This is a genomic window from Verrucomicrobiota bacterium (assembly GCA_016871495.1).
Lineage (GTDB): Bacteria > Verrucomicrobiota > Verrucomicrobiia > Limisphaerales > VHDF01 > VHDF01.
In genome coordinates, this window is record VHDF01000055.1 from 1 (window position 1) to 14,390 (window position 14,390).

The 14,390-nt window shown below is 61.9% G+C and carries 5 protein-coding genes; 4 read left to right on the forward strand and 1 reads right to left on the reverse strand.

Features of this window, described 5'->3' with window-relative positions:
* A partial coding sequence (locus FJ404_12635) for a hypothetical protein (protein ID MBM3823711.1) occupies nt 1-7,589 on the forward strand: 7,589 nt, incomplete at its 5' end.
* A 9-nt stretch (nt 7,590-7,598) separates the two neighbouring features.
* Nucleotides 7,599-10,127 carry a U32 family peptidase gene (locus FJ404_12640; protein MBM3823712.1) on the forward strand — a complete coding sequence of 843 codons (2,529 nt, stop codon included), beginning with the start codon at nt 7,599-7,601 and terminating at the stop codon, nt 10,125-10,127.
* 3 nt (nt 10,128-10,130) lie between these two features.
* On the opposite strand, the gene FJ404_12645 is transcribed toward FJ404_12640, so the two are convergent.
* Entirely contained in the window at nt 10,131-10,958 is an 828-nt protein-coding gene (locus tag FJ404_12645; GenBank protein MBM3823713.1) for a hypothetical protein, read from the reverse strand.
* Between the two features lie 607 nt (nt 10,959-11,565).
* On the opposite strand from FJ404_12645, the gene FJ404_12650 reads away from it, so the two are divergent.
* Both FJ404_12650 and FJ404_12655 read left to right on the forward strand, forming a co-directional pair.
* Nucleotides 11,566-13,485, forward strand: a complete 1,920-nt coding sequence (locus FJ404_12650) for a metallophosphoesterase (protein ID MBM3823714.1) — start codon at nt 11,566-11,568, stop codon at nt 13,483-13,485.
* Between the two features lie 52 nt (nt 13,486-13,537).
* Nucleotides 13,538-13,762, forward strand: coding sequence for a hypothetical protein (locus FJ404_12655; protein ID MBM3823715.1), 225 nt, complete (start codon nt 13,538-13,540; stop codon nt 13,760-13,762).
* Nucleotides 13,763-14,390 lie beyond the last annotated feature (628 nt).

Below are 14,390 nucleotides of genomic sequence, written 5' to 3' on the forward strand. Positions count from 1 at the left end.
TCAGCATTCAGGACACACCCGCCGCGGCCACTTTCGTGCCCGGGTTTTCCCTCACCACCACGCGCACCTTTACCGTCACGGTCGGAGCGGTCAACGACCCGCCCTTGGTGCTGCTCTCCAACACCAGTTTTGCCGGCACCGAGGATACCGCCCTCCTGCTCGGAGGCGTCCGCGTTTCAGATCCCGACGCGGGCGGCGGCTCCATGCGGCTTGCCCTGGCCGCCACCAACGGTTTCGTGGCCTTTGGAGACACGACTGGATTGACGTTTCAGAACGGCACCGCCAACCGCCAGACGAATATCATCGTCACGGGTTCTTTGGCCGCCCTCAACAGCGCGCTTTCCACACTCAATTACCTGGGATTTCGGGATGTCTTCGGCCAGGACCGCTTGAACATCCTGATTGACGATCAAGGGAATACGGGAACCGGGGGTGCGAAACAGGACGCCAAAACCCTCAACCTCAACCTCGCCGCCGTCAACGATCCTCCCTTCATTGAACGCGTCACCGCGCAAACCTTGGGTGCCAACGCCACACTCAACGTGCGGGTCAAGGTCACCGACGTGGACAGCCCCACCAACATGCTTTCCCTCACCGCGGGCACCGCCGACCCCGACGTGATCGCGCCTCCTCTCGTCTTTCGCGATCCCACGGACCCTTCCTTTTGGATCGTCCAACTCACTTCGGTGGGGCCGCTCCGGACAACCAGCATTTCGCTCCTGGCCACGGACGGCCTGGCCAACACCACCACTTCCTTCGTGGTGACTGTTCAAACCACAAACGTTCTGCCGGCGTTTTCAGGTTTGCCTTCGGTCATCGTGCTGCCCGAGGACACCAGCACCAATCTAAATTTCGTGGTCGCCGACCTTGAAACACTCGCCTCAGGTCTCAATGTCCAGGTTTTCTCATCCAATCCGGCGTTGTTTCCGGCGGCAGGCATGGCGACCGGCGGTTCAGGGTCGGCCCGGTCGTTGCTGCTGGTTCCCGCCACCAATCAATTCGGCGCAGCCAGTCTCTCCCTCGTCCTGAGCGACGGCGCGGCGTCCGTGACGAATCGAATCGAAGTCACCGTCACTCCGGTCAACGACCTCCCCGTCCTCGGCGCCATCGCGGACCTCAGCGTGCCACTGGGGGTGACGACCAATGCCGTCTTCGCCGTGCAGGACGTGGAAACCTCAACGTCAGCTCTCGCGATTTCCGTCAAGTCGTCCGTCCCCACCATCGTCGCCAATGACCCTTTGGTCGGCATCGATGGCCTCAACCGATCCATTCGCATCGCGCCCCTCGGTGTTCCCGGCACGACGGAAATGACGGTGATCGTCACCGACGAAAACGGCGGCGCCGCCACCAACTGGTTCCGAGTGAGCGTCATCGATCCCCTGCCTTTGATCACCCAGCACCCCACCAACGTGGTCGCCGTGAGTGGATCCACCGCGTTCTTCACCGTCGTGGCGACAGGACAGCCACCCTTGACCTATCAATGGAAGTATCGTGGCGCGGATCTTGGAGGAGCGACGAACAGCATCCTGACCCTGCAGGGCGTGACGAATTCGTTGGCAGGTGCTTATTCCGTGGCCGTTTCCAACGCGTTCGGCGGAAAACTGAGCAACCCCGCCGAACTCTCCGTGGTCACTCCTCCGATCTTCCTGGTTCATCCGGAATCTCAATCGATTCGAGCTGGAGCGACCGTCAGCCTGTTCGGCAGCGCGGCGGGCTCTCCTCCGATCGCTTACCAATGGTTATTTGAAAACCAGCCGATATCGGACGCCACAAACAACAATCTCGTCCTGCCCAATGTCATGGCCGGACGAGCCGGGCGCTACACCCTCCGCGCCAGCAACCTCGCCGGCAGCGCGAGCAGCCGGGAGGCCGTCATCACGGTCAACGTCAACACCCCCCCCACCATCACCGACATCCCCAATCCACCACCCCTGCTGGAAGGCACCGTGGCGGGGCCCTACTCGTTCACGGTTCTCGACAACGAAACCCCCGTGGGGCTCGTGGTGGTCGGCAATTCCTCAAATCCAACGCTGCTCCCCAACGAGGCGATTCTCATTGAGGGAGGCAACGGACCTTTCCGGCGCATTACCCTGCGGCCTGCCGCCGGCCAGACCGGGTCCTCCACCATCACGGTCACCGTGCGCGATCCCGATGGCGCCACCGCCTCCGACACCTTTGTGCTCACCGTCATCCGCGCGAACACACCTCCCTCCATTCAGGACATTCAAGACCGCCAAACGGAGGTCAACGTGAAAACGCCTCCGATTGTCTTCACCATCCGCGATGCCGAAACCGCGGCCGCGGAACTCCGTGTTTCCAAACTAAGCTCCAATCCGTCCCTGGTTCCGGATGAAAACATCGTGCTCGGTGGCAACGGCAGTTTCCGGAGCGTGCAAATCGAACCCGCTCCCAACCAGGCCGGACAAGCCACGATCACGCTGACCGTGTCGGACGGCGAACTCAGCGCCAGCGACAGTTTTGTGCTGACGGTCGTACGTCCGCTCGTTCCCCCTGCCATCGTGCAACAGCCCGTCGCTTCTCTCACAACGAACGTCGGCGCGACCGTCCTGCTTTCCGTCGCCGCGAACGGGAGCGATCCCCTCGCCTTCCAATGGCGTTTCAACACCAACCCCATCTCCGGCGCCACTTCCTCCAACCTCGTCCTGACCAACGTTCAGGTGGCGCAATCCGGCCGCTACTCCGTTCAGATTTCAAACCCCGCAGGCTCCGTCACAAGTTCGGAAAGCATCCTCACGGTGGTGGCCGAAAATCTGCCGCCGGCGATCAACCTGCTCCAACCCACCAACAACGCCTCGTTCACGGCCGGAGAGCCCATCATCCTCACCGCCGCGGCCAACGATCCCGACGGTCTGGTCACCAAAGTGGCTTTCTTCGCCGGCAACACTTTGGTGGGCGAAGATGCCTCCAGCCCCTACAATGCCATCGCCACCAACCTCCCCCCGGGAGACTATCGCATCACCGCGGTGGCCACGGACAACGAGGGCTTGGCAGCCACTTCCGCGGCGGCGAACATCAAGATCGAACAACCCAAGAATCTTCCCGCCATTAGCATCACCGATTCCGGAGGATTGGAGGGCAACGCGGGATTCAGGACCTTCACCTTCAACCTGACGCTCTCGGCTTTGAGCGCGGATGTCGTCACGGTTCAATACTCCACCTTTGGCGACACCGCGACTGGAGGCTCCGACTTCGTTGAGTCCAGGGGCGAAGTTCGCTTCGACCGGAATATCCGCACCCGATCGATCCAAATCCAGGTCATCGGCGATACGGTTCCCGACGGCGACAACGAAACTTTTTTCGTCAACCTCAGCAGCCCGGTCAACGCCATCCTGGCGGACAGCCAGGGTATCGGCACGATTCAAGACGACGAAGATCCCGTCTTCATCAGCATCAGTGACGCGGGCGTGACGGAAGGAAACAGCGGCACCAACAGACTCGCGTTCGTTGTGTTGCTCTCCGATCCCAGCCCTCAGAAAGTCAGCGTCGAGTTCAACACGGTCAATGGCTCGGCGGTGGCGGGAAGGGATTTCGTCGCGCGCGCCGGTCGCCTGGTCTTTCCCCCTCTCACCACCCGCCTGGAAATCCTCGTCCCCGTCATCCCCGATCTGATCCAGGAACCTGACAAACAACTCACGCTTCGCCTCAGCAACCCGGCCAATGCCATCCTGTTCCCCGGCGAAGAGGAAGGCCTGGGCACCATCACCGACGACGACATTCCCCCGGTGGCGCGCGTGGAAAATCTGACCCTTCCCGAAGGCAACGCCGGGTCGACGGAAGCCAAAGTCGTGGTCACTCTCACGAGTCCCAGCGCCCAAAAAATCACGCTCGATTTCACGACCGCCGACGGCTCCGCGAAGTCGGCAGATGGTGATTACACTCCGGTCCAGGGCGTGGTCACCTTCGAACCCGGTGTCACCAGCCAAACCATCACCGTCCCCGTCACGGCGGACACCATCCACGAACCCGACGAGAACTTCTTGTTCCGCCTGAGCAACCCCACCAGCACCACCATCGCCCGCGCCGAAGCGACCATCACCATTCGCAATGACGACCTGCTGCCCACGCTCTCCGTGGTGGGTCGCAATATCATCGAAGGCAACTCCGGCCCCACCCACGTCGATGTAACTGTCCTCCTCTCGACGCCCAGCGGACAAGTCGTGACGGTCGATTTCGGCACCCGCGACGCCACTGCGCTCGCGGGATCAGATTACGTGCGCAACTCGGGCACCCTGGTTTTCCAGCCGGGAGAAACGACCAAGCTCGTAACCATCAGGGTGCTTGGCGATCTCATCGACGAATCACGCGAAACATTCGAACTCCTCCTGGATCGCGCGGTCAACGCGGAGATCAATGAGGGAACCGCCATCGTCGCCATCCTCGACGACGACGTAGCTCCCAGTCTTGCCATCGCCGACGCCGCTTTGCCGGAAGGGAACAGCGGGTCCACCGAAGCCCTCTTCACCGTCACCCTCTCGGCGGCCAGTGGCCAGACCGTCACGGTTTCCTTTTCCACCGAAAGTGACTCGGCCAAGGCCGGGGAGGATTTCATCGCCGCCTCGGGATCGCTCACGTTCGCCCCGGGACAAACCTCCAAATCCATCGGCATCCCCGTCCTGGGCGACATCGTGAACGAACCCGACGAACAATTCCGGGTCGTCCTGGCCTCCCCCTCCAACGCCGCCATCGCCCGAACCAACGCCGTCGGCACCATCCTCAATGACGACGATGCCCCCAAGATCCGCGCGGAAGATCTCGAAACCGACGAAGGCAACGCGGGACTTCTCCCCGCGAATATCACCATCCGCCTCACCAGCGGCAGCTCGCAGCGGGTCACCGTCCGATACGAAACCGCAAACGGAACCGCGCTTTCCGGCGAGGATTACCTCCCGACCAGCGGCCAAATCGTCTTTGAGCCGGGAGAAACTGAAAAGTCGGTGGTCCTCCAGATCGCCGGTGACACGTCCGACGAGTCGAACGAAACGCTCAGGTTCAAGCTCAGCGCGCCCGTCAACGCCGAGATCGAACGAGCCGAGTCCACCGTCACCATCCTCGACGACGACCTGGCGCCCACGCTTTCGATCGTCGGACGCAATGTGCTCGAGGGCAACACGGGCTTCACCAATGCGGTGTTCACCGTGCTGCTGTCCACACCCAGCGGCCAACCCGTCTCCGTCGATTACGAGTCCTTCGACGTGAGCGCCACCGCGGGAATCGACTACACCGCCGTCAAAGGCGAGCTCGTCTTCCAGCCCGGGGAAACATCCAAGACCATCCCCGTTCCCGTTCGCGGCGACCTGGTGGACGAACCCCGCGAGACGTTTCAAGTCAAACTGTCCAGCCCGGTTGGCGCCACCATCAATGAGGACACGGCCACCGGGGCGATTCTGGACGACGACGTCGCTCCGACGCTGACGATCAGGGACGCCTCGGCCACAGAAGGCCATTCCGGCCAAAGCACCGTTTCGCTCACCGTATCGCTTTCAAATGCGAGCGGACAGCCCGTGACGGTCACTTTTTCAACCGCCGATGGCACCGCCCAGGCCAACTCCGATTACGTCACGAACGAGGGTTTGCTCACGTTCAATCCCGGCCAAAGCAGCTTGACCATTCCTGTCGCGTTGATCGCGGACCGCGTCAACGAAGCCACCGAAACCTTTACCGTCACACTCGCCTCGCCCACGAATGCCACGCTCGCGCGCGCCCAGGCCACGATCACGATTCTTGACGACGACGATGTCCCCACGCTGCCACCCATTTTGAACGCCATTCCCAACCAGTCCGGACAAATCAACGCCCCCGTCGAGGTCGCCCTGGTGGTGCGGGATCCCGACACTCCCATTGCCCAAGTACAACTCAGCGCCACGTCGGATCAGACCACGGTCCTGGCCGCTTCCGGCCTTCGTTTCAGTGGCGAGGGCGAAAGCCGCATCCTCACACTCACCCCTAACCCCGATCAAACCGGGACCACGACGATCACCGTGACCGCCAGCGACGGAAGGCACACCGCGACGCGTACCTTCCGCTACACGGTTTCCGTTCCCAATACCCCACCGACGATCCTGACCCAGCCGCAAAGCCGGGTGGTGCTCGTCGGCACCTCGGTGAGTTTCTCCGTTTCAGCCGCCGGCTCGCCCCCTTTGCGTTTCCAGTGGAATTTCAATGGAGTGAATCTGCCCCAAGGCACCAATGCCATTCTGTCCTTGGATGCCGTTCAATCCTCGCAGTCGGGCGGGTACTCCGTCACCGTGTCCAACTCCGCGGGTTCCGCCACGAGCGCGAAAGCCACGCTCATCGTCGGACGACTCGGCGCCAAGTTGTGGGATTTTACCGTGGGACGACCCATTCGAACCTCGGTCGCCATGGCCGCCAACGGCACGCTCTACTTCGGCGCGGATGACCGCAAAGTCTATGCGTTGCGTCCGGACGGCACTTTGAAGTGGAGCTTCACCACGGGCGGGGAACTCTATTCCTCCCCCGCCATCGCGCCCGACGGCACCATCCTGATCGGATCTTTCGACGGCAAAGTCTATGCCCTCGACCCCGAGGGAAACAAAAAATGGGAGTTTGCCACCGGCGCGGAAATCTATTCCACACCGGCCATTTCCGCTTCAGGCGATGTCTTCATCGGATCCTACGATTTCAAAGTCTATGCCCTGTCGAAAGACGGCGCCAAGAAGTGGGAGTTTGTCACGGGCAACACCATCGCCAGCTCTCCTTCCATCGGATCGGATGGTACGATCTACATCGGTTCCCAGGACCGCAAGCTCTACGCGCTGAACCCGGACGGCACCAAGAAATGGGAGTTTGCCACGGGTGCGGATATCATCAGTTCGCCCACTCTCGGCGCGGATGGAGCCATCTACTTTGGCTCCCTCGATCGCCGGCTTTACGCGCTGAACTCCGATGGCACCCGGCGCTGGTCTTTCACCGCTTTGAACGCCATTCGCTCCTCGCCCACCCTCGGCGAAGATGGCACCCTCTATTTCGGCACCGACGATGGACGCCTCTACGCGGTCGATTCGACTGGACGCCGGAAATGGGATGTGACCACCGGCGTGCTCATCTTCTCCTCGCCCGCCGTGGGCGTGGACGGCACCATTTACGTCGGATCCTTCGATCGTAAATTGTATGCATTCAATCCCAATGGCTCGCGACGCTGGGAATTTGCCACCGAAGGGGAAGTCTATTCCTCGCCCGCTCTCGACAAGGACGGCGTCGTCTATCTCGGCTCCCTCGACGGCAAGGTCTACGCCATCAAAGGCACCACCGGCCTCGCCGACACCCCCTGGCCCATGTTCCGCCGGTCGCTGGACCATGCGGGACGTGCCGCAGGAGGCGCCGTGGCGGCAGCCCCCCAATTCCAATCCCCGGAGATTCAAACGGACCTTGTGCTGCGGCTTCCGTTCGCGTCCGCGGCTGGGGTGACTTACCAACTGGAAGTCTCGTCCGACCTTGCGAACTGGACCGTACTCCGCACGTTGACGGCCACCAGCGCGGTCTCGGAGTTCTTCGACACCCTCATCGGCGGCACCCGCGCGCGCTTCTATCGTATTGCCGCGAAACCCTGACTTGGGCGGATGAGGGCACCCGCGCCGCCATCACCATCCCACGCTCCCCACCGTCTGCCGGAGCGCGCGCCCGAATTGCTCGCTCCAGCGGGCAATTGGGAGTGCGCCCGCGCCGCGATCGAGAACGGTGCCGATGCCATTTACTTCGGCCTCGGACGATTCAACGCGCGCATGCGCGCGGATAATTTCACCCGGGAAGATCTGCCCCGTCTGATGCCGTGGTTGCATGAAAGAGGCGCCCGCGGCTACGTCACTTTCAACACACTCATTTTCCAGGATGAACTGGAAATGGCGCGTCAGGATCTCCTCGCCCTCATGGAACACGGCGTGGATGCCGCCATCGTTCAGGACGCGGGGATTTGCCGCCTGATTCGCCAACTCTCCCCCGATTTTCCCATTCACGCCTCCACGCAAATGACCATTTCCAGCGCGGCCGGAGTTGAATTCGCCCGGCGGCTGGGATGCCAGTTGGTCGTCCTGGCCCGGGAATGTTCGCTGCAAGATATCGCCGCCATTCGCGCCACGACCCCGATCGCGTCCATGCCCCTCGAAGTGTTCGTTCATGGCGCTCTCTGCGTCGCCTATTCCGGCCAATGCCTCACCAGCGAAGCGCTCGGAGGACGTTCCGCCAACCGCGGCGAATGCGCCCAAGCCTGCCGCATGCCCTACGACCTTCTCCGCGACGGAGAGGAAGTTCCTCTCCAGGGCCGCCGCTACTTGTTGAGCCCTCAGGATCTTTCCGGATTGGAAGTGCTCCCGGATCTCCTCCGCCTGGGCGTCCACTCCCTGAAAATCGAGGGCCGCCTCAAATCGCCCGAGTATGTCGCCAGCGTCACCCAGGTCTATCGTCGTGAACTCGACCGGTTGTCGGGCACACCCCAGCCCGCGATGGATGAAGTCCATAAAAGATACCGGTTGGAAATGGCCTTTTCCCGCGGCCTCTCCACCGGCTGGTTCAAAGGGATCGACAATCAATCCTTGGTCCACGCTCGATTCGGCAAGAAACGCGGCGTGCTCTTGGGAGAAATCCAGCGGGTTGGACGTCACTTCGTCGAACTCATTCCCCAAGCTCCCATTCACGCCGGCGATGGCGTCGTCTTCGATCAGGGCTCGCCCGAAACCGAGGAACAAGGAGGCCGGATCTATCAGGTCCTCCCCCGCGGCAAACTCACTCGCCTCGAGTTTGGACGCGGCGATGTGGATTGGTCCCGGATCCATCCAGGTGATCGACTCTGGAAAACCGACGATCCCGCGCTGAATCGTGAGCTCCGCCAGACTTTCGCCCCAGGCCCTCCCCGTCACACGCGCCCGCTTGGCTTCACCGTCTCCGGACGTCAAGGAGGCCCGCTCCATGTCGAAGTCCGGGACGAAGCCGGCCGCAGCGTTCACGTGGAGTCCTCCCTGCCCTTGGCCGCCGCCAGGACCAGACCTCTCACCACTTTGATGCTGAAGGAACAACTCGGACGGCTCGGTGGAACTCCTTTCCATCTCGGATCGATCGAATCCACCCTCGAAGGGGAGTTGATGCTGCCTGTCAGCGAACTCAATGCGCTCCGCCGCCGCAGCGTCGAACAGTTGCTCCAGCAGCGCGCTCCATCACGATGGACCTTGCATCCGGCGGCCCGCCCGGATTCTCCACCCGCTGCTGCGCCTTTCCCGCGCTCGGATTCCCAACACCGCACGTCCCACCCTCTCACGCTTTCGGTGCTGGTACGAACGCTCCAACAATTGCAGGCCGCCCTCGACTTCGGCGTCCCCGACATCTATTGCGAATTCGAGAACCCGAAGCGCCATCGCGACGCCGTCGCCGAGTTTCGCAAGCACCCGCAAACATCCGGCGCCCGCCGCATCTGGGCCGCCCCGCCCCGCATTTTCAAGCCGGGAGAGGATTGGATCCTGTCCCAAATCCGATCGGCGGAGCCGGACGGTTATCTCATCCGCAACTACAACCATTTTCACTTTTTCAAAGGATGCCGTCTTCGCGGCGATTTCAGCCTCAATGTCGCGAATGAACTGTCCGCCAGGTTTTTCCTGGAACATGGCCCCCTCGAGCGCGTCACCGCCTCGTATGATTTGAATCATCAACAGGTGGAGGGGTTGCTGCGTCACCTCGACCCGGGCGTGCTTGAACTGACGTTGCACCAACACATGCCCATGTTTCACATGGAGCATTGCGTGTTTTGTGCGTTCTTGTCTCAAGGCAAGGATTACCGCGACTGCGGCCGGCCCTGCGACAAGCACGAAGTCCGGCTGCGCGACCGCGTTGGCTTGCGACATCCCTTGAAGGCCGACGCAGGCTGCCGGAACACCTTGTTCAATGCCCTGGCGCAAACCGGAGCCGAAGGGTTCGACAAACTTCGAGCCGCAGGCGCCAGACATTTCCGCATCGAGTTTCTCGATGAGTCCGCCTCGCTCGTGCAGCAGACGCTTGACACCTATGACCGCTTGTTTCGCGGCGTGATTTCAGGCGCGGCAGTCTGGCAGGAACTGCGCGTGATCAATCAGCTCGGGGTGACACGCGGAACCTCGGTCTCCTGAGGGTCATGGGCGCCACACAAGCGCCAGAGGCTTGACGGAACGCACCCATTCCGGACCCAGCCCCGGAGCACCCTCCAATCGATACCGCCTCTCCATCCCTTTCTCCGCTTCCCTCCTCCATTCGTACAGCCCTACCGCCGGGCCTGCCTCCGCAATCCTGACCTCACCCGCCGGACGTTCCGCCTCCCAAGTCCCCTGCTCCTCATGCTCCAAATGCCGCCACACCCCGCGCATCTTCCCCTCCTTCCAAGTCCCCGTGAGCTGATACCGATCCGCGATGTACTCCACCTGCAATTCGACCCGATTCGAACGGAAAGAACCGCCCGTCATGTAGGCAAATCGGAATTCTGAGGAAGGATCGAAGCGCCCTGACACGTCCCGCTCATCGACAGTCAGTTCCCAGCCGAAGTAATTCTTGGACCGCAGAGCGTTGGTCGCCGTGCATTCCCAAGCGCCCGCCAGAAGCAACGCCGCGGATTCATCCCTTCCCGGCATTCCGAAGAACAAGGGCTCCGCCGAATTTTCCTGGCCGCGTTTCGCTCGACGCCTCCAGACCACGGTCCCCGCCTCCTCGACATCGAAAACAGGCACGAACCCCGGAGGCCAGCGATCGGACATCATGGCTAAGAACGCGGGTCCTTTGCTCCGGCCCGCGAGGTCATGACGATTCGTGACCGTGACGGCACTCCATCGTTCCACTCCCTTTTTATCGAGGGCCGCTGTAAACAACCGCCACTCGAGCTTCCACGCCTCGCGGGAAGCCACCGCGGCCTCGGCTCCGCAGGCTCCCAGCATCACCAGCCAAACTAACCAATGCCATGATGCAGCCATCAAACCTTGATGATTTTGCGAAGCACTTCACCGGCCACGTCGAACTTCTCCCCGTGCCGTCGGTCCAACTCCGGCTTCGGATCGAAAAGGTCCGCCGCGCCATTCCGATCGAGAAGCCGCCCGACCCGTCCGGAGTGCTCAGGCACTGCATCCAAGTCACTTCTCAGGGACCGTTGCATGCTTCAACCCGGAAACACCAACTCAGCAGCGTCGAGATGCGGATCCATTGCCGTTTCGAACTTCAACTCGACCACCTTATTCTCTCAACCGTCATGAACACAAGCACGGCTCAAGGGCATCCGCTCGCCTCGGTGCATCCAACGATTGTCGGTGACCGGGTTGTTGTGGTAACGCAAACAGCCCTGTCGGCTGTGGCGCAGGCTGACCAACCTGCGGGGCGACGAAGGGAAACAGGCGCGTGGAGAGCAGGGCAGGGCCTCGTTCTCCCCCCGCCGGGCCGACGGGCCGTCGGCGATACGGCAGGCTGGGCACCCTGCACCACACGACAGACCCCTTCGGGATGCACGGAGCTCGCCCGGGCTTCAGTGCTCGCAGGACGCGAAAACTCTTGATCGCGCTGCACGGGGAAACAATCTGATCGATATCCATGAAACCCATCAACCGCCGCGTTGCCCTAAAACTGACCGCCATGGGGGTCGGCGCGCTCGCCCTCAAACCCGAAGCGTCTTTCGCGCAAAACCCCACGCAGCCCTTCGGCCCCGAGTTCCCCAACCTCGACTCGCTCGCCACCGGCGAATGGTGGAACAAAGGTTCCGCCGCGTCCAACAACGGCCGGCGCAACAATCGCGGTGAAAATCCGCCGCCGACCATGGACGTGCCGCGCGATCAGGTCGTGGCGTTTGCCCTCTACACCCTGCATGGTGGCGTGATGAAAATGACCGCCCAGCTTTTCCCCTTAAAACCCGGCGAACCCCGCGTGGCAAGGCTGGAGGTGCGGCGCGACAGCGGATGGGTGGAGATCGCGAAATCGGAAGTGCTCTACCCCGGTTGGGATGCCCATTTCCGCGTGGAGCCATGGGACGCGGCAAAAGACCTGGCCTACCGCGTGCGGCACGGCGACAACGCGAAGTTCGAGGGCTTGATCCGCCGTGACCCGGCGCACCAGGAGGAGATCGTCATCGCGAACATGTCCTGCAACTCCAGCCGCACCACCGGTCTGCGGCCGGAGATCATCGACAATCTCAAAGCGCAAAATCCCGACCTTCTGTTCTTCGCCGGAGACCAAACCTACCGGCACACCGAGCACACGGCGGGCTGGATCGAGTTTGGCCTTCAATTCCGAGAGATCATGCGCGACCGTCCGACCCTCTGCATTCCGGACGATCATGATGTGGGCCACGGAAATCTCTGGGGGGAAAACGGAAAACGCTCGACGATCCCCGGCGATGCGGACGGCGGCTATCGCTACCCGGTCGAGTATGTGAACCAGGTCCAGCGCCAGCAATCCTGGCACCTGCCCGACCCCGTGGACCCGGCACCCGTCCAGCGCGGCATCACGGTCCATTTTACGCGGCTCATCGTCGGGGGCGTGGACTTCGCCCTGCTCGAAGACCGCAAGTTCAAGAGCGGACCCGCCGGAAAGATTCCGCAGATGGGACCGCGGCCGGATCACATCAACGATCCTTCCTATGACCCCAAGGCGATCGACTTGCCCGGCCTGCAACTCCTGGGCGAGCGCCAGGAAAAATTCCTCCACGCCTGGGGGCAGGACTGGACCGGTGCGGAAATGAAGTGCGTGCTCTCTGCCACCGCCTTCTGCGGCGCCGTCCACATGCATGGAAAACGCGACGGACGCCTGCTGGCCGATCTCGATTGCAACGGCTGGCCGCAGAGCAGACGTAATCTCGCGCTGGAGGAAATCCGCCGCGCTTGGGCCGTGCATCTCTGCGGCGATCAGCATCTCGCCGTCGTGGTGAAAAACGGCATCCGAGAGTTCGGCGACGGACCCTACGCCTTCACCAGTCCCGCGCTCGTCAACACCATCTACGGCCGCTGGTGGCATCCGTTGGATGAGAAACCCGGCCCCAACCCCGTGCCGAACAGTCCGCTGTCATGGACAGGCGATTTCCACGACGGCCTTGGGAATAAACTCAGCATGATGGCCTACGCCAACCCCAAGGACGTCAGCGACGAAAAACAGCGCTCCGACGGCTATGGCATCGCCCGCTTCAACAAGAAGAAACGCACGATCACCTTTGAGTGCTGGCCGCGATTCGCCGATGTGAAACAGGGTGACCAGGCGCAGTTTCCCGGCTGGCCCATCACCGTCGCGATGGCCGCCAATGACGGCCGCAAAGTCCACGCACTGCTCCCCGCGGTGAAGCTCGAGGGCGCGGCGAATCCGGTCGTCCAAGTCATCGCCGAGGCCACCGGAGAGATTCTCTACACGGTCAGGTCACAGGGCGCGAGCTTCACTCCTCGCGTCTATGCGCCCGGAAAATACACCGTCAAAGCCGGCCAGGACAAACCGGACACCGTCCTTGCGAAGGGCCTTGAGGTGCCATGAAAAACTCTTCCGAACCTGCCACCTCAAGGTTTCAACAACACGAGCAAGCAACTTGCCATGGCCTCCTGACCTTCTCCTTGGATTCGTGGCCATCGCCGCAGGCTTCGCCACGCCCGTCGCGGTTAGGGCCGTCGGACAGAACCGGCCCTGGAAGACACCCGATTTCACCCAAAGCGACGCCCTTCCCGCAGCCGCAAAGCACGACTGGAATCTCGGTCCCCCGGGACGGCGAGGGTGGATGTTTTGCGACACGATGGTCAAGACCGACGCGCGCTAGATTTTCGTCACCAAATTGGAAAAGGGTTCTCCAGCCGATGGTGTTTTACTCATCGGAGATGTCATCCTTGGAGCCCGCGGCAAACCATTTGCCTACGATCCACGCAGCGAATTCGGCATGGCACTGACCCCTGCTGAATTTTAAGCGGACGCAGGAAGACTGACAGTGACGTGAAGCGGCTCAGTCGCAAGCCGGAGGCTTGCCAGCTATTAGCCGGTGGTTGAGGAGCGCAGCGACGATACCACCGGTCCACCGGGTCGCCCAAGCCTGTGCATCCTGGAGGGATGCCAGCGTCGCAGGTGCCAATACCCGCGGGGTGCGGGTTTCAGGCCTCCAGGGCCGGTTTTTCATTGGCAGGGGGCGCCGCTCATCCCTGAGCTTCAGGCCTCCTGACTTCTAGCTGCGAATATCTGCGGAGACGGGAACATTCTTGAGACCACCACAGCTGATCCCCCATGTTGCACGGTTCCTTATTCCAATGCGCTTTCAAGATGAGCTTAAGTCGCGCAGGATATTTCGTTCCAGCCAAGGCGCGAGCAAGGAGCATATCCAAAGGATCTGTGACTGACGAGCAACGCCGCCTGCGACGGAAAAGACCAGCGAATTAAGCTCATCTTGAAAGCAAATT